This window comes from Ignatzschineria indica (assembly GCF_003121925.1).
In the GTDB taxonomy this organism is placed as follows: Bacteria; Pseudomonadota; Gammaproteobacteria; order Cardiobacteriales; family Wohlfahrtiimonadaceae; genus Ignatzschineria; species Ignatzschineria indica.
In genome coordinates, this window is the sequence record NZ_QEWR01000004.1 from 285,966 (window position 1) to 304,527 (window position 18,562).

An 18,562-nucleotide genomic window follows, 5' to 3' on the forward strand; every position below is an offset into this window, starting at 1 on the left:
ATGGCTAAGTTAACTAAGAAAAGAAAAGCTATTTTAGAATTAATCGATTCAGAAAAAGTATATTCTTTAGAAGAAGCGGTTGAGACACTTAAAAAAGTTCCTGCGGCAAAATTTGAAGAATCATTCGAAGTTGCTATTAACTTAGGTGTTGATCCACGTAAATCAGACCAAGTTGTTCGTGGCGCGACAGTTATGCCAAACGGAACGGGTAAAGATGTTCGTGTTGCTGTGTTTGCACAAGGTGCAAATGCTGAAGCGGCTAAAGAAGCAGGTGCGGACGTTGTTGGATTTGAAGATCTCGCAGAGAGCATGAAGGGTGGCGATCTCAACTATGATGTTGTTATTGCAACGCCAGATGCGATGCGTGTTGTAGGTCAATTAGGACAGATCTTAGGTCCCAGAGGCCTTATGCCTAACCCACGTGTTGGTACAGTAACGCCAGACGTGGTGACCGCTGTTAAAAATGCAAAATCAGGTCAAGTACGTTTCCGTACTGATAAAGCGGGGATTATCCACGCTGCAATTGGTAAGGTAAACTTTGATGCAAATGCAATCAGAGAAAATCTTAAAGCACTTATTACTGAGTTGACTCGTTTGAAGCCAGCTTCAGCAAAAGGTGTATACCTTAAGAAGTTAACAGTATCGACCACAATGGGTCCTGGTATTACTGTTGATTTAGCTTCGGTATAAACAAAATAGAGAATGTGAACTTATCTTTTAATTTTGAGTAGCTCCTCTTTAGGAGGAGCTAGTTTTAATTAAAGGTGAGTCGAAGACCGTAGATTCCCTTCGGGTTTAATTGTCTAGATAGTTTAAGTGTTTTACGCTATCGAGATGGTCTACGTAGACGGTGGTTCTAGATTAGGGTTACCGTAGGGCCAAACTTAATTGTTTGGGTGTTGTAACAGGTAAGTAATTACCAGATATGTAAAGGTGAAAAATGAGTTCTTTGCAAAGTAAACAAGTAGTGGTAGAAGAGGTTAGTGGGTTAGCAAATAATGCGCACTCTCTAGTTCTTTCTGAGTACCACGGGCTTACGGTAGCTCAGATTACATCTCTTCGTAATGCGGCAAGATCAGCAGATGTTGATATCCGTGTTGTGAAAAATACATTAGCAAGACTTGCATTGAAAGATACTCAATTCGAAGATGCGATCCCAAGTCTTGTTGGTCCGATCATTATGGCTTTCTCTATGAGCGAGGAAGATCCAGTTGCCGGCGCACGTGTTATTCACAATTTCCTTAAGGAAAAAGCGAATGAGAAGTTAGTAGTTAAAGCAATTGCCCATGATGGCGAAGTCCATGATGGTTCTGCACTGAAAGCAATCGCGTCACTCCCAACGAAGGAAGAAGCGATCTCAATGTTCTTAGCAGTATTGAAAGCACCAGTTCAGAAACTTGCAGCAACTTTAGCTTCTGTAAGAGACAAGAAAGAAGCAGAAGCAGCTTAATCGCTCTGCTAACAATTCTTAATTTAGAATCGTTAACTAATCAAAATTTTAAGATAATTTTAGGAGTTATATTATGGCAATCTCACACGAAGATATCCTTAATGCAATTGAAGAGATGAAAACTGCAGAAGTTATGGAGTTAATCTCTGCAATCGAAGAGAAATTTGGCGTAACAGCAGCAGTTGCAGTTGCAGCTGGTCCTGCAGGTGATGCTGGTGCAGCAGCAGAAGCTCAAACTGAGTTTGATGTTGTAATGACAGCTATCGGCGACAAGAAAATCAACGTTATCAAAGTGGTACGTGGTATCACAGGTCTTGGTCTTGGTGATGCTAAAGCGCTTGTTGAAGGTGCACCTGCAACAGTTAAAGAGCAAGTATCTAAAGAAGAAGCAGACAAGATCAAAGCTGAGCTTGAAGAAGCGGGCGCAACTGTTGAACTTAAATAATCAGGCTATAATTAAAAGAGATGTACAACTATCTGCCTGATATTACCAGGTACTCTTTTAATTAAGAATGAAACATAAAGGCTAGGGTTACGACTCTAGCCTTTACTAGCTTCTAAAAAATATTTTTCAAGCGTATAAATTAGGCCTTTTGGCCAAAGGATTAATTTATATGTTTACACTCCCCATCTCATGAGGAATACATTGCATGGTCTATTCGTTTACAGAAAAAAAACGCATCCGTAAAGACTTCGGACAGCAGATCGAAGTTCAGGAAGTCCCTTTCCTTCTCGCGACACAAATTGACTCTTACGAGAATTTTTTGCAAGAGCATACCCCTAGACGCGAGCGTAGAGATCAAGGATTGCACGCGGCGTTTAAATCGATCTTCCCAATTGAAGCTATCAAAGCTAAAACAGCAACATCTAACGGCTTTCGCCTCTCTTTAGAGTATGTGGATTATCACATTGGCGAGCCTGAATTTGATGTTCGCGAGTGCCAGATGCGTGGAACGACCTATGCAGCGTCGTTGCGTATTGGGATGCGATTAAAAATTTCTGATTTAGAAACCGGCGAAATTAAAGAGATCCGTGAAGCGGATATCGATCAATTTGGTCGCGGTGGTGTCTATTTAGGTGAAATTCCTTTAATGACTGAAAATGGTACATTTGTGATCAATGGTACTGAGCGTGTTATCGTTTCTCAGCTCCATCGTTCACCTGGTGTCTTCTTCGATCATGATAAAGGGAAAGGACACTCATCTGGTAAATTACTCTTCTCCGCAAGAATTATCCCTTACCGTGGTTCTTGGATGGATTTTGAGTTTGATGCAAAAGATCTCGTTTATGCTCGTATCGATCGCCGCAGAAAATTACATGCGACAATCATCTTAAAAGCTTTAGGTCTCTCTGATGCTGAGATCTTAGCTGAGTTCTTTGAAACGAATAAGTTCTTAATTAAAGGGAAGAAACTCTTCCTTGAGCTAGTTCCTGCTCGACTCCGTGGTGAGATGGCCGCTTTCGATATTATTCTCGATGGCGATGTATTGGTAGAGAAAGGACGTCGTGTAACAGCTCGTCATATTAAACGCCTTGAAGATGCGGGTATTGAAGAGTTAGAGGTACCATTTGAGTATCTTGTAGGTAAAGTCTTATCACAAGATGTTATGGATGAATCTACCGGTGAACTCTTAGCATTAGCCAATGATGTTATTACAGCTGAGACATTAGAAAAGTTTGTTGCTTATGGAATCAATGAGATTCCTGTGCTCTTCACGAATGATGTCGATCGCGGTGCTTATATCTCAGATACTCTACGTGCTGATACAACGAAGAGTCAATTAGAGGCGCAGATCGAAATCTACCGTATGATGCGTCCAGGTGAACCACCTACAAAAGAAGCTGCTGAGAATCTCTTTGCAAGCCTCTTCTTCACAAGTGATCGTTATGATCTCTCTGCAGTTGGTCGCATGAAGTTCAATCGACGTCTTGGTCGTGATAGCGATACCGGCGAAGGCACACTCTCTAATCAAGATATTTTAGATGTCTTAAAAGAGTTGGTTGCTATTCGTAATGGACATGGACAGGTAGATGATGTTGACCATTTAGGTAACCGTCGTATTCGTTCAGTAGGTGAGATGGTTGAAAATGTCTATCGTATCGGTTTAGTACGTATCGAAAGAGCAGTTAAAGATCGTCTTCTCTTAGCGGAAGCTGAGGGTTTAACACCACATGATCTCATCAATGCTAAACCTGTGGGTGCGGCAATCAAGGAGTTCTTCGGATCTTCGCAGTTATCTCAATTTATGGACCAAAACAATCCATTATCAGAGGTGACTCATAAGCGTCGTATCTCTGCATTAGGTCCAGGTGGTTTAACACGTGAGCGTGCAGGCTTTGAAGTCCGTGACGTTCATGTAACTCACTACGGCCGTGTTTGTCCTATCGAAACACCGGAAGGTCCTAACATCGGTCTTATCAACTCACTTGCAAGTTATGCACGTACCAATAGCTATGGTTTCTTAGAGACACCATATCGTAAAGTTGTTGATGGACGTGTGACAGATCAGGTTGATTATCTCTCAGCTTATGAAGAAGCAAATTATGGTATTGCGCAGGCAAATGCAAAATTAGATGAAAATGGTGCTTTTGTTGAAGAGTTGATCGCTGCTCGTTCAGGTGGGGAGTTTACGCTTCTTACAAAAGAGCAGATTAGCTATATCGATATCTCACCTAAACAGATTGTTTCTGTAGCAGCAGCATTAATTCCCTTCCTTGAGCATGATGATGCGAACCGTGCTCTGATGGGATCAAACATGCAACGTCAAGCAGTTCCAACACTCAATGCTGATAAACCACTTGTGGGTACAGGTATGGAGCGTATCGTTGCGCGCGACTCAGGGGTCTGTGTTGTTGCGAAGCGTGGGGGAGTTGTTGATTATGTTGATGCAACAAGAATCATTATCCGTGTTAATGATGATGAGACAGTGGTAGGTCAATCTGGGGTTGATATCTATAATCTCACAAAATATCAGCGCTCGAATGCAAACACCTGTGTTAACCAAAAAGTATTGGTAAAAGAGGGTGATATTGTATCGCGTCAAGATATCTTAGCAGATGGTCCTTCCACTGACTTAGGTGAGCTTGCTCTCGGTCAAAATATGTTAGTAGCGTTCATGCCATGGAATGGTTACAACTATGAAGACTCCATCTTGATCTCGGAGCGTGTGGTTAAAGAAGAGCGCTTTACAACGATCCACATTGAAGAGTTAACCTGTGTTGCTCGTGATACAAAATTAGGGCCTGAAGAGATCACCTCCGATATTCCTAATGTTTCTGAATCAGCACTCTCTAAACTTGATGAAGCAGGTATTGCTTATATCGGTGCAGAAGTTAAATCTGGCGATATCTTAGTGGGTAAAGTATCACCGAAAGGGGAGACCACTTTAACGCCTGAAGAGAAACTGCTTCGCGCTATCTTTGGTGAGAAAGCTTCTGATGTTAAAGACAACTCGCTTCGTGTTCCTTCAGGAATGGATGGAACGGTGATCGATGTTCGTGTCTTCACCCGTGATGGCATTGAGAAAGATAGCCGTGCGAAAGAGATTGAAGATCGCGAACTCCGTGGTGTTCGTAAAGACTTAAATGACCAACTTCGTATTCTTGAAGATGACCTCTTTGAGCGTGTAAGCAAAAGCTTGATTGGTGCTGATGTTGCTGCGGGCAATAAGGGCATTAAAGCAGGTGATAAGATCACTGAAGGGTATCTTCAAGGTATAGAGCGTGAAAAATGGCTCGATCTTAAAGTGAAATCTGAAGAGCTTGCTGAAGAGTTGGTGAAACTTAAAGCGCTATTAGATCAGCAGCGTAAAGAGTCGAATAAGAAGTTTGAAGAACTTCGTGCGAAATTGACCCAAGGTGATGAGCTAGCTCCTGGTGTCTTGAAGATGGTGAAGGTCTATCTCGCGGTTAAACGTCGTATTCAACCTGGAGATAAGATGGCAGGTCGTCACGGGAACAAAGGGGTTATCTCCATGATTGTTCCAGAAGAAGATATGCCTTATATGGAAGATGGGACACCTGTTGATATCTGTCTTAACCCACTTGGGGTACCTTCTCGTATGAATATCGGTCAGATCCTTGAGACTCACTTAGGTTGGGCTGCTCATGGATTAGGATTGAAGATCGATAAGATGCTCAAATCTCATGCTGAAGTACAAAAACTTCGTAGCTTCCTAGACGAGATCTACAATAAAGATGAGAGTGCTCAACAGATTGATCTTGATAAGTTCAGCGATGATGAGATCTTAGAGCTCTGTGGAAATCTCCGTAAAGGGGTTCCGATGGCAAGCCCTGTATTTGATGGTGCTTCAGAAGAAGAGATGCGTCGTATGCTTCGTTTAGCAGATCTTCCAGAGTCTGGTCAAATTACCCTTTATGATGGTCGTACAGGGGATGCTTTTGATAGACCGGTAACTGTAGGTTTTATGTATATGCTCAAACTTAACCACTTGGTTGATGACAAGATGCATGCTCGTTCAACAGGACCATACTCACTTGTAACGCAACAGCCATTAGGTGGTAAAGCACAATTTGGTGGTCAGCGTTTCGGAGAGATGGAAGTGTGGGCACTTGAGGCTTACGGTGCTGCATATACCCTACAAGAGATGTTAACAGTAAAATCAGATGACGTTGCTGGCCGTACAGCGGTCTACAAAAATATCGTCAATGGTGAGCATAACATCGAAGTGGGAATGCCTGAGTCATTTAACGTACTGATTAAAGAGATCCGTTCTCTAGGTATCGATATTGACACAGTCAATGATGGGGATGATGAGTAATCATCATCTCTTCTCTAAGTACTGCGTCGTAGAGACATTTCTTTAAATATACATTGGAAGATAACGAATGAACTTATTAAATTTATTTAAGACGGAAGATAAAGGCGGTTTTGATGCGATCAAGATCGGTTTAGCATCGCCAGAGAAAATTCTTAGCTGGTCTTATGGTGAAGTCAAAAAGCCAGAAACGATCAATTATCGAACCTTTAAGCCAGAACGTGATGGTCTCTTTTGTGCGAAAATTTTCGGACCTGTAAAAGATTATGAGTGCTTATGTGGAAAGTATAAGCGTTTAAAACATCGTGGTGTGGTGTGTGAAAAATGTGGCGTTGAAGTCACACTTTCAAACGTTCGTCGTGAACGTATGGGGCATATTAGCCTTGCATCACCTGTGGCACATATTTGGTATCTAAAATCATTGCCAAGCCGTATCGGTCTTCTTCTTGATATGACGCTTCGTGATATTGAGAAGATTCTTTACTTTGAATCTTTTGTTGTGATTGAGCCGGGCATGACACCATTTGAGCATGGTCAGGTCTTAACGGATGAAGAATTCTTAGATGCGATCGAAGAGTATGGCGATGAGTTTGATGCACGAATGGGTGCAGAGGCAATCTTAGAGCTTCTTAAAGCGCTAGATCTTGAAGAGGAAGCTTCACGTCTTCGTGAAGAGCTTCAAGAGACGCGTTCAGAGACGAAGTTCAAGCGCCTCTCAAACCGTCTAAAACTGGTTGAGTCATTTATCTCATCAGGTAATAAACCTGAGTGGATGATCTTAACAAACCTTCCGGTATTACCACCAGATCTTCGCCCACTCGTTCCACTAGATGGTGGCCGTTTTGCGACATCAGATCTCAATGATCTCTATCGTCGTGTCATTAACCGTAACAATCGTCTACAGCGTCTTCTTGAGTTAGAAGCGCCCGATATTATTGTGCGTAATGAGAAGCGTATGCTTCAAGAGTCAGTAGACTCTCTACTCGATAATGGTCGTCGTGGTCGTGCAATCTCTGGAGCGAATAAGCGCCCATTGAAATCACTTGCCGATATGATCAAAGGTAAGCAAGGTCGCTTCCGTCAAAACCTTCTTGGTAAGCGTGTTGACTACTCTGGTCGTTCTGTAATCGTTGTTGGTCCGACACTTCGTCTACATCAGTGTGGATTACCGAAGCAGATGGCTCTTGAGCTCTTCAAACCATTTATCTTCTCACAATTGATCCAGCGTGGTATTGCAACAACGATTAAAGCTGCAAAGCGTATGGTTGAGCGTGAAGTGCCGGAAGTTTGGGATATCTTAGAACACGTTATTACAGAGCATCCGATTCTTCTTAACCGTGCACCGACCCTTCATAGATTAGGGATTCAAGCATTTGAGCCAGTATTGATCGAAGGTAAAGCAATTCAGCTTCACCCATTAGTCTGTACTGCATTTAACGCTGACTTCGATGGTGACCAGATGGCGGTTCACGTACCTCTATCGATTGAGTCACAATTAGAAGCGCGTGCATTGATGATGTCTTCAAACAACATCCTTTCACCGGCAAATGGTGAGCCGATCATCGTTCCTTCTCAGGACGTTGTTTTAGGTCTCTACTATATGACGCGTGAGCGAATCAATGCGAAAGGGGAAGGAAGAGTCTTTACAGATACCGCGGAAGTTCATCGTGCTTATGTTTTAAAAGAGCTTGATGTTCATGCAAAGGTTTCTGTTCGTCTTCCGATTTCAATGTTTGAGGATGCAAAAGAGGGAGAGACTTATCGCCGTGTTGAATCGACAGTAGGTCGTATTCTCTTAACGGATCTTCTTCCTGAAGGACTTCCATTCTCTTTAATTGACAAAGTTTTAACAAAACGAGAGATCTCCAACTTAATTAACAGTTGCTATCGTCGCTTAGGTCTTAAAGATACCGTTATCTTTGCTGATAAATTGATGTATACCGGCTTCTACTATGCAATGCGTTCAGGCTCATCAATCAGCTATGAAGATATGGTGATCCCGCCACAGAAACAAGAGATTATTGAGCGTGCTGAGGCGGAAGTTAAAGAGGTTCAGTTACAATACTCACAAGGTTTAGTGACCAATGGTGAACGCTATAACAAAGTGATCGATATCTGGTCGCGCACCAACGAAGAGGTTGCAAAAACTATGATGAATAACCTCGGTAAAGATGAGGTTGTTGATGAGAAGACAGGCGAAAAGGTTGAGCAGACTTCATTTAACTCGATCTTTATGATGGCAGACTCTGGAGCGCGTGGTAGTGCGGCACAGATCCGTCAGCTTGCAGGGATGCGTGGATTGATGGCAAAACCGGATGGTTCGATCATCGAAACACCGATTACGGCAAACTTCCGTGAAGGTCTCGACGTTCTTCAGTACTTCGTTTCAACGCATGGTGCTCGTAAAGGTCTTGCAGATACGGCATTGAAGACAGCAAACTCAGGTTACTTAACACGTCGTCTTGTTGACGTTGCTCAAGACCTTGTGATTGTCAATGAAGATTGTGGTACAACAGATGGTCTCTTAATGACGCCGATCGTTGAAGGTGGGGATATTGTTGAACCATTACGTGATCGCGTTTTAGGACTTGTTGTGGCAGAAGATGTCTATATTCCTGGAACGGATGAGGTTCTCTTCTCAGCAGGGACTCTTTTAGATGAAGCTGCGGTTGAGCTTCTCGATGAGAAGGGCGTTGATGAGTTAATCGCTCGTTCACCTATTACGTGTAAAAATCGTCATGGATTGTGTGCAAAATGTTATGGTCGTGACTTAGGTCGTGGTCATCTTGTTAATCCAGGTGAAGCCGTTGGGGTTATCGCAGCTCAGTCAATCGGGGAGCCGGGAACACAGTTGACGATGCGTACGTTCCATATCGGGGGTGCGGCATCAGGTTCTGCAGCTGTTTCTAATGTTCAGGTGAAGACTAAAGGAACATTGAAACTTGTCCGTATGAAGACTGTTCGTAATAAGGATAATAACCTTGTTTCGATCTCTCGTTCAGGTGAGCTGATCATTATGGATGAGTTTGGCCGTAACCGTGAACGCTATAAAGTTCCTTATGGTGCGACGATTGTTGTTGATGAGGGGGGTAGTGTTGAGATCGGTGATGTTGTTGCAACATGGGATCCACATACAATCCCCGTTATTGTTGAGGTTTCAGGTTTTATCAAGTTTGTTGATTTTGAAGAAAATATCAACGTTCAGAAACAGACTGATGATATTACCGGACTCTCTAACTTAATTGTTCTCGATTCTAAGCAACGTAATACCGGCGGAAAACGACCATCAATCTATGTTGTTGATGAAGCAGGCAATGAACTCAATATCCCTGGAACAGATGTAACAGCAATGTATACACTTCCTGTTGGTGCGATTCTTAACCTCAATGATGGTGATGCTGTCTCCATCGGGGATGCGTTAGCACGTATTCCACAAGAGTCGTCAAAAACACGTGATATTACCGGGGGTCTCCCACGAGTTGCTGACCTTTTTGAAGCGCGTCGTCCGAAGGAAGCTGCGATTCTTGCTGAGACAACAGGTATTGTTAGCTTCGGTCGTGAGACAATGAGTAAACAGCGTCTTATTATCACAGACTCAGCAGGCGTGGCTCATGAAGAGTTAATTCCTAAATGGCGCCATGTCAACGTCTTCGAAGGGGAGACTGTTGAGAAGGGTGAGATCATCGTTGATGGTGAGTTAAGTGCACACGATATTCTTCGCCTCTTAGGGGTGAAAGAGCTTGCAGCATATTTAGTAAAAGAGATTCAGGATGTTTATCGCCTTCAAGGGGTTAAGATCTCTGATAAACATATTGAAGTCATTATTCGCCAGATGCTCCGTAAAGTGGAGATTCTTGAGGCGAATGATAGCTCCTTTATTAAGGGTGAGCAGGCAGAATATGTGGCAGTTCTCGAAGAGAATGATCGCTTAGAGGCAGAGGGTAAAGTTCCTGCAACTTACCAACCTGTTCTTCTTGGTATCACAAAAGCATCGCTTGCAACAGATAGCTTTATCTCTGCAGCATCGTTCCAAGAGACAACGCGTGTCTTAACTGATGCATCGATTCGCGGCTTGAAAGATCATCTCCGTGGTCTTAAAGAGAACGTTATCGTAGGTCGATTAATTCCTGCGGGAACGGGTCTTATCTATCATCAAGAGCGTCGCAATGCAGCTAAGTAGTCACTGGTTGATTTAGACTATTGATCGAGCGCTCCTTTAGGGGAGCGCTTTCTCATTCACAATATAAGAGGAAATATCGCGTGTCTGTTTCAAAGCGTAAATTAATAGCTTCAAGAAAATCGGCAAGATTCTTTTTAATTCAAGCACTCTATGAGTGGCAAATTGCACAGAGTTCTCTCAATGAGATCAGTGCTAATTTAGCAGCCGATAATGAGAAGTTTGCTCAAGCAAATAGTGAGTACTTCCATGAGTTATTACAAAATATTGTTCAAAAGCGATCTGAGCTGGATAATACTATTGCTCCATTTTTAGATCGTGATGTAACGCAGGTAGATCCTATTGAACATGCGATCTTATGGTTAGGAACTTATGAGTTGCAATATCAGCTCGATATTCCTTATAAGTCAGTGATCAATGAGGCGGTAGAACTTGCTAAGCAGTTTGGCGCTGAGGGAAGCCATCGTTATGTGAATGGTATTTTAGATAAAATTGCTAAAACCGTTCCCTTACGAAATGGTGAGAAATAGCCTGATCGTCTTTAACTTCATGCTTTAACTTGAGTTAATAGGTGAAAAGGCATAAAATTGATCTACAGCAACTTTTTATCACTTAATTGCTTTGTTGGGTTGATAAATAAGTGTATATCGATCAGAGCAGAAGAGATTGTGGATAGAATCTTTAATGATCGATCTAATGTGGCTCAATAGATAGCACCTTAAGATTAGATTGAAGCCCAAAGGCCTATTGCTTTTGGGTTTTTTTATAGCAACTGTCGCTTAAGATGTTTGATATAAGCGGAAAGGCTCTAATCCTGTTATTATGTAAAGGGGTATTGGGGTTCTCTTAATTAGATAATTAAAAACATCACATAGTTGATGGTGAGGTATCTAGGACGAGAGGCTCAATATCAGATCAAAATGAAAGAAAGGAGAATAAGAAATGGCATTTGAATTACCAAAATTACCTTATGCATTAGATGCACTTGCACCACACATCTCTAAAGAGACATTAGAGTATCACTATGGTAAGCATCATCAAACTTATGTAAACACATTAAATACTTTAATTGAAGGTACTGAGTTTGAGAATGCGTCTTTAGAAGAGATCATCTTAAAATCATCAGGCCCAATCTTCAATAACGCAGCGCAAGTATGGAACCATACCTTCTATTGGGAATCTTTAAAACCACAAGGTGGTGGCGCGGCAACAGGTAAAATTGCTGAAGAGATCAATAAGAAATGGGGTTCTTTTGAAGAGTTTCAAAAAGCATTCGACAAGTGTGCAATTGGTACATTTGGTTCAGGTTGGGCGTGGCTTGTTAAGAATAAAGATGGCTCAATTGAGTTAGTCTCTACCTCAAATGCAGCAACTCCTTTAACAGAAGGTCAAACTCCACTTTTAACATGTGATGTTTGGGAGCATGCATACTATATCGATTACCGTAATAGCCGTCCTAACTACTTAGAAAACTTCTGGGCATTAGTAAACTGGGATAAAGTAAACGAACGTTTAGGCTAATATTACTCGTTACTCGTCTTCTATTACTGCCTAATAGATTGGGCTCGTAGATAAGTATAGAGTATGGAGTGTAGAGAAAAGAGAGTAATCAGTGATTCATTATCCTATTATCGGTTTTTATTAGAATCAATTATGAGCCTAGACCCTCATATTCAGTTAACAGAATAAGATTTTCTAAATAAGAACTATAATATTGAAGCGATAGTGAGTGACTGATTCTGAAAGGAGATATCAAATTGATATCTCCTTTTTCTTATCTCTATAGTGGCGTGAATAAGACTCTGGCCTGTTCGATCTCTATTTAGAAACAACTATCTCTTTAAATTTTATGTAAAATAGAGACATTCATTTTTTGACTTTCACTTATTTGCTGTGGCCCATATTTTAAGGATTTTTATGATTGAGCAAGATTATCAGCGCCGATTTTCAACTTTAGAGCGCCTCTATGAGAAAGAAGGTTTGAAGCGTCTTGCCGAGAGCCATGTGGTAGTTATCGGAATTGGTGGAGTGGGCTCTTGGGCTGTAGAGGCATTGGCTCGAAGTGGGGTTGGAAAGTTAACGCTAATTGATCTCGATAATATTGCAGAGAGTAATATTAATCGGCAGATTCATGCATTAAGTTCAACGATTGGGGCATCGAAAGTTGAAGAGATGAAGCGTCGGATTGTTGAGATCAATAGCGCATGTGAGGTAGAGGTGATTGAAGATTTTTTAACAGAGGATAATCTCAATCTCTACTTAGAGCTCGATCGTAAAAAGGCTTGGATTTTAGATGCGATTGATGAGGTGAGAGTAAAGGCGGCATTGATCGCTTATGCTAAGCGACATCGTTACAAGATCATTTCAACGGGGGCTGCCGGGGGGAAATGTCTAGCGGATGCGCTCTTAATTGATGATCTTAATGCAACATTCCATGATCCGCTTTGCGCGCGTTTAAAATCGATCTTGCGAAAAGATTATGGTTTTCCTGATCATACTAAACGAGCAGGTGTGCCGATCGTTTTTAGTCGCGAAAATAGTCAGGCGAAAAAGAGTGCAAATGGCGGACTGAATTGTCAGGGGTATGGTTCTATCATGACGGTTACAGCAACGATGGGAATTATGGCTGCGGGATATATCATCAATAAAATTACAAAGCGTATCTAGTCGTATTTAACGGTTTGAATCTTATCCTCTAAAAGGGTATACAATCTGTATTTGAGCGCTTACCTTTCAGGTTAGAGTCTTTATCGTGCTCATACTAATGTAGTGTAGTGCTAGTGTAGTGCTGTTAGAAAGCAGCAGTTTAAGAATTATTGAAGGAATTCTCAAATGGATAGTTTGGATAGTTGGCATCCTCAATCGGCTCTCAGATCGCTTCTTATAGAGGCAGGCTTTGATCTTGAGCTCTATCTCCCTCTTTTAACGATCCAATCTCTGACACGGGGATTAGAGGGACTTAATCCTGAATTTAGTGTCGATCTTCTCCACTTAGGATCTCTTCAAGTTGGTGAGATACAATATTTTAGTCGTCGCGTTAAATTAAAGCTAAAAGAGCAGGCAGTGATCGCAGCTGAGAGTCTTTGTGATGAGAATTCTCAATTTTGGTGCGAGTATCTCAATTGTGGAACGCAATCTCTAGGACGACGGCTCTTTAATGGGGAGAATGTTATTGAACGTACACCTTTTGAGTATGCTCTTATTGCAGCTAAAGAGTTGCCCGATTTTGCTCAAGAAGAGCTCTACGAGGATGAGGTGATTATAGCGCGTCGTTCTCTCTTTTTTAGAGAGAAGGAGCAACTCTCTTTGATTGAGTATTATCTGCCTTCATTAAATCATTTTAAGTCCTGTTGACGCCCTCAGGTTAGGAGAAGGGTGAGCGGCAAATAAAAAAGAGGATTCAATAGTTTAAATCCTCTTATCTTTAGATATTTTTTATGGTGTCTTTAGGAGCGGCCGCTCCTCTGCACCATTTTCAAGAAGTGGTTTTAGGATTTTCTCATCAAATTCAGCCGGCGTTGTATATTGGACAATTGCACGATACTCTCCTTTGGCATCAAGCGAGATATCAACCCCTTTTTCAGGATAGAGATAGTGATATGGTCCATTATCCTTCTCTTGCAGTTTGATGGGATGATCGCCAAATCGCCCTAAAATAACAGTTTCATCGAGATTGACAGCCATGGGGATAAAGGCGATATTCTCAATTTTATTCTGCATGAAGCGTCCATGATACTCTTCTGGAATCTCATAGATCTGCCGTTTTGAGGTAGACATTTTACTCGCTGTTAAAAAGGGCATAAGCGAGTTGAGTTCGCTTTCATCAAATTGGAGAGTAAAAGGAATTCTGGCGGTCAATCCGCCGATATGGGTCTCTCTAATATATCCCTCTAGGCTCTTCTGATCGCCCTCAACAAAGAGAGAGAGACTGAGACGATTACCGAGAATATAGATAAGATCTTGTAACTCCGATTCATTGAGCGTTATCTCAAAGACTTTTAGATAATCGGGATTTTGCGGAGAGGTCTCTACAACCCAAAAAGGTTCTGTCTCAATATTTCCCTGCTTAGGGGGCTTAAAGAGGGGGGCTGCAAAGTATGCAAAAACTGCAATAAAGAGGACTGTGGCTAAAATCCAGAAGATATTTCGTTTCATATTTAACCTTAAGGGATATAAAAGGCTACGAAGCGATGCTTGTAGCCTATTACTGTTTTATGACATTGCTCAACGTCACTGCCCATATTAGCAGAGTGAGCTTATAGTGATGGATCTAGAACTTTGAAGATCTCTTGTGAAATTTCATTAACATCGCCATAACCATTGATCGTTTTAAGTTTTCCTTGAAGGATAAAGTAATCCACTAATGGGAAAGTCTCTTCTTCAAACACTTTACGACGCTTAAGAATAGTCTCTTCGGTATCATCAGAACGGCCACGTGATTTAAGGCGCTCTTTAATGACTTCAAAAGGGACATCAAAGTAGATCACCTTATCAATCGGCATATTGATCTCATCGAGGAGCTTATCAAGCTGTTCTGCCTGATTGATGTTGCGTGGAAAACCATCTAAAAGAAAGCCATTTTCTGCTTTAAGGATATGATTTTTAACCATGCCAAGGACGATCTCATCAGAGACAAGTTTGCCTTCATCCATGATTTTTTTAGCTTCAAGACCTAAAGGCGTTCCTTCACTAACTTCCGCACGAAGCATATCCCCTGTAGAGAGGTGGGTGATTCCAAATTTTTTAACAATATTTTCAGCCTGAGTGCCTTTTCCAGACCCAGGTGCGCCAAGCAGAACAATACGCATAGATAACTCTCTCCTTAAATTATAAAAATCTGTTCAATAACAGATTGCTTGATAATCTCTTCATAATACACGCTAAGCAGAGTGCGCTCAATTATGAACTGCTATTTTAGCTTATAAATTAGACAAAAGAGGAGGAAAGAGGTAGGGGGAAGTCATCAATTGTTGATAGAAGCCTGTTATCGTGTATCTAATCGGTAAAAAACTGGGCAAATAGGGATAACAAATTGTAAAAAGATATAATGTAAGTTAGTATATGAAAAGGTCGTTAATAGAGAATATTAATAGAGAACTCTAGGAATTAATTAGGAGCCATTAAGAATGACACAATTTACATTAGTTACACCAGAGACTGCAGATGAGATTGCAAAACCAATTTTAACGCAGTTGAAAGGCAAATTTGGAATGTTACCTAACTTCTTTGGTGCATTAGGAATTGATGGAATGAGCTTAGATGCTTTTTTAGCATTACAAGCAAAACTGGAAGACTCTAAGTTCTCAAAAAGAGATCAGGAGTTATTAGCATTGGCGGTTGCCAATTACAATGGCTGTCACTACTGTGTTAGTGCTCATACCTTTACTGCAAAAAGAATGGCAGGATTGAGTGAAGAGGAGTGTGTTGAAGCGCAACATGGGCGCGCGAAAGACCCCCGCGAGCAGTTGATTATCGATATTGCTTTAGCGGTACTTAAAGAGAAGGGTAACTTAGATGATGCGTTAGTAGCGCGAGCAAAGGCTGCAGGTTTTACTGAAGCGGATATTGTACAACTAACGCTCTTTACAGCCCTCAATAGCTTTACCAATTGGCTCAACAATATCGTTGATCCAAAGATCGACTTTCCAGAAGTGCCATTAGTTTAATCTCTATGGAAAACGATAGTAAATTAGCTCTATTGAGTCTTGACCATTATCGAAATATCGTTAAAAGGTGTTGATATAGGATGCTATTGATTAAAATTTGAGTCTTATTAGAAAGAGAGTTATCCCCTAAATGCGCTCTTGAAGATGAGTTCTAATAGAGATTATAGATCCTTCAATAGAGGTTTATGAAGATCCTTAACCAATATTGGTTAAGGATTTTTTTATTGTATCTTGAAAGAAGAGGAATGATAAAAAAGGCCCAACACACTAATGATGTTGGGCACTCTATAGAAAGATTCGAAGTGATTCAATGGGATCTAGGCCCCTTGACTTGCTGATCAAGGGATAGATATCGAAAATTTTATATCTTCTCGATCTTTAATATCTCTTCGAAAGCTCTTTTATCTCTTCTATTATTCCCACTCAATTGTTGCAGGCGGTTTGTTAGAGACATCATAAGTGACGCGTGAAACTCCATCGACTTCTAAGATGATGCGATTAGAGACATGCTCGATAAACTCCCAAGGAAGATGGGCTGCACGTGCGGTCATAAAGTCGATTGTTTCAATAGCACGTAGGGCAATCACATAATCATAGACACGTTTATCATCAGAGACACCCACCGATTTTACCGGAACAAAAACGGCAAAAGCTTGAGATACCTTGTCGTAGAGATCGGCTTTCATCAACTCTTCAATGAAGATATCATCAGCGAGACGCAAAATATCAGCATACTCTTTTTTGATCTCTCCCAAAATACGCACGCCTAAGCCAGGTCCTGGGAATGGATGACGATAGACCATCTCTTTAGGGAGTCCTAAAGCAACGCCTAATTCACGCACTTCATGTTTGAAGAGTGAGCTAATCGGCTCAAGAAGCTTGAGGTTCATATCTGCCGGCAATCCGCCAACATTATGGTGAGATTTAACGGCAACCCCATCTTTGGTATTGATCGATTCTAAGATATCAGGATAGATAGTGCCTTGTGCTAACCACTTAGCATTGGGGAGTTTGCGTGCCTCTTCTTCAAAGATTCGGACAAAGAGTTCACCGATAATTTTACGCTTCTTCTCAGGATCATTTTCACCTTTTAATGCTTCTAAAAATCTTGCCTCTGCATCGACACGAATAATATGAATTCCCATATTATCAGCGAAAGTTTGCATCACTTTATCCCCTTCATTAAGGCGAAGAAGGCCGGTATCGACAAAAACACAAGTTAACTGTTTACCAATCGCTTTATGAATGAGTGCTGCAACAACTGAGGAGTCAACCCCTCCGGAGAGACCTAAAATAACCTCATCATTTTGTACGCTATTTTGAATCGCTTTTGTATGGTGTGTAATAAAAGCTTCTACATTCCAGACCGCTTCAGCGCCCGTTCCTTTGATAAACTCGATGACAGCTTCAGGAGAGCTATCTTCTGCTAAAGCAAAGAGTGGCGTTGTTAGAGACTCATTTTTTAAGATCATCTCAATCTCAGATGTTTGATCACTTAAAATCGCTTTTGTTGGGCCACTTTTCAGGGCTTCAGCGAGATCTTTTAGGGTGACAATTTCTGAGTAAAATTGCGCATCACGGAGAAGGCGTGCAATTTTTTGAGCTTCTTGTTGATTTGCGTGTACAATTAATATTCTATTATTTAAGTGCTGTGGCATAAAATATGTATCCTCGATGCAATTCTAGGGATTGATTAAGGGGTAAAGTATAGCAAAAATGTCTATCAACCCCCCAATTTATCGAGAGTACTCTGTCACAGAGTGTGAGAATTTTATTAACAACTTATAGATCGATTAATTTATGGGAGAGATGATGCAGAACCGTTTAACCGATCAGCTCAAACGATTACTTTTTGTAGCGACGCTATTGAGCCCAATATCTCTTGCGGTTGCAGATGCAGACCTAAAGCAAGAGAATCTATTAGGGGCGAAGTTTTCAGCGATTTATCATGCAAAAGGGCAGATAGGTCGCCCCTATCTCTTTGGGGGAACAGACCCTAATAGAGGATTTGATTGTAGTGGCTTAATTCAATATGCCTATAAAAATGCCGGCATTTCACTACCACGAGATACTCGAAGCCAGTATCGCTACGCAAAGCGTACCGATAAACCTGAGCCGGGAGATCTCGTTTTTTTTATCACAAATGGTAAGAGTATCTCTCATGCAGGAATCTATATTGGAGATAACCAGATGATCCATGCTCCTAGCTCCGGTAAGCGGGTTGAAATTACTCGGTTTGATACACCCTATTGGCAACAACGCTTTTATGGCTATGGCAAACTATAATATTGTTTTTAAGCTATAAAACGGATGGTGAAATCGACCAAACGTGCGATAAAGAGAGGTAGTCGCTAGATCATTTTGATAATGACAACATTGTTGTCACTTGATACAATACCTACCATCTTTCAGTTAATTATGAAGCGTAATATATGAATCGTATCGATGAAGTCTATCGATATCGAATTATTAATTTTCAAGAGGTTGTCCC

General features: G+C 41.3%; 14 protein-coding genes. 11 read left to right on the top strand and 3 right to left on the bottom strand.

Features of this window, described 5'->3' with window-relative positions:
• From rplA to DC082_RS08755, 9 genes are all read left to right on the top strand, one after another.
• Nucleotides 1-690 (top strand): 50S ribosomal protein L1, encoded by a 690-nt coding sequence (gene rplA, locus DC082_RS08715; RefSeq protein ID WP_109236634.1) that lies wholly within the window; start codon nt 1-3, stop codon nt 688-690.
• A gap of 250 nt (nt 691-940) precedes the next feature.
• Nucleotides 941-1,450, top strand: a complete 510-nt coding sequence (rplJ, locus tag DC082_RS08720; RefSeq protein ID WP_109236635.1) for a 50S ribosomal protein L10 — start codon at nt 941-943, stop codon at nt 1,448-1,450.
• A 73-nt stretch (nt 1,451-1,523) separates the two neighbouring features.
• Complete coding sequence (gene rplL / locus DC082_RS08725; RefSeq protein ID WP_094567435.1) at nt 1,524-1,895, top strand: 50S ribosomal protein L7/L12; 372 nt, start codon at nt 1,524-1,526, stop codon at nt 1,893-1,895.
• Nucleotides 1,896-2,100: 205 nt separating this feature from the next.
• Complete coding sequence (rpoB, locus tag DC082_RS08730; RefSeq protein ID WP_109236636.1) at nt 2,101-6,231, top strand: DNA-directed RNA polymerase subunit beta; 4,131 nt, start codon at nt 2,101-2,103, stop codon at nt 6,229-6,231.
• A 67-nt stretch (nt 6,232-6,298) separates the two neighbouring features.
• Nucleotides 6,299-10,408, top strand: coding sequence for a DNA-directed RNA polymerase subunit beta' (rpoC, locus tag DC082_RS08735; protein ID WP_094567433.1), 4,110 nt, complete (start codon nt 6,299-6,301; stop codon nt 10,406-10,408).
• Between the two features lie 80 nt (nt 10,409-10,488).
• Complete coding sequence (gene nusB, locus DC082_RS08740; RefSeq protein ID WP_094567432.1) at nt 10,489-10,935, top strand: transcription antitermination factor NusB; 447 nt, start codon at nt 10,489-10,491, stop codon at nt 10,933-10,935.
• A 412-nt stretch (nt 10,936-11,347) separates the two neighbouring features.
• A complete protein-coding gene (locus DC082_RS08745; RefSeq protein ID WP_109236637.1) occupies nt 11,348-11,926 on the top strand; it encodes a superoxide dismutase in 579 nt (192 codons plus the stop codon).
• A 396-nt stretch (nt 11,927-12,322) separates the two neighbouring features.
• On the top strand, nt 12,323-13,072 hold the full coding sequence (locus DC082_RS08750) for a tRNA threonylcarbamoyladenosine dehydratase (protein ID WP_109236638.1): 750 nt from the start codon (nt 12,323-12,325) through the stop codon (nt 13,070-13,072).
• Between the two features lie 165 nt (nt 13,073-13,237).
• A complete protein-coding gene (locus tag DC082_RS08755; protein ID WP_109236639.1) occupies nt 13,238-13,759 on the top strand; it encodes a chorismate--pyruvate lyase family protein in 522 nt (173 codons plus the stop codon).
• A gap of 81 nt (nt 13,760-13,840) precedes the next feature.
• Here DC082_RS08755 and DC082_RS08760 read toward each other — a convergent pair whose 3' ends face one another.
• Nucleotides 13,841-14,560 carry a hypothetical protein gene (locus tag DC082_RS08760; protein ID WP_109236640.1) on the bottom strand — a complete coding sequence of 240 codons (720 nt, stop codon included), beginning with the start codon at nt 14,558-14,560 and terminating at the stop codon, nt 13,841-13,843.
• A gap of 101 nt (nt 14,561-14,661) precedes the next feature.
• Nucleotides 14,662-15,213: an adenylate kinase gene (locus DC082_RS08765; RefSeq protein ID WP_094567427.1), complete on the bottom strand. Its 552-nt coding sequence runs from the start codon at nt 15,211-15,213 to the stop codon at nt 14,662-14,664.
• A 318-nt stretch (nt 15,214-15,531) separates the two neighbouring features.
• Between DC082_RS08765 and DC082_RS08770 the strand changes: the two genes are divergently transcribed.
• The gene (locus DC082_RS08770; protein WP_109236641.1) at nt 15,532-16,071 is read left to right on the top strand and encodes a carboxymuconolactone decarboxylase family protein; all 540 of its coding nucleotides are present in this window, start codon (nt 15,532-15,534) and stop codon (nt 16,069-16,071) included.
• A 413-nt stretch (nt 16,072-16,484) separates the two neighbouring features.
• Here DC082_RS08770 and guaA read toward each other — a convergent pair whose 3' ends face one another.
• Entirely contained in the window at nt 16,485-17,729 is a 1,245-nt protein-coding gene (guaA, locus tag DC082_RS08775; RefSeq protein ID WP_109236642.1) for a glutamine-hydrolyzing GMP synthase, read from the bottom strand.
• Nucleotides 17,730-17,883: 154 nt separating this feature from the next.
• On the opposite strand from guaA, the gene DC082_RS08780 reads away from it, so the two are divergent.
• Nucleotides 17,884-18,357: a C40 family peptidase gene (locus tag DC082_RS08780; protein ID WP_157957444.1), complete on the top strand. Its 474-nt coding sequence runs from the start codon at nt 17,884-17,886 to the stop codon at nt 18,355-18,357.
• The last annotated feature ends 205 nt before the right edge of the window (nt 18,358-18,562 follow it).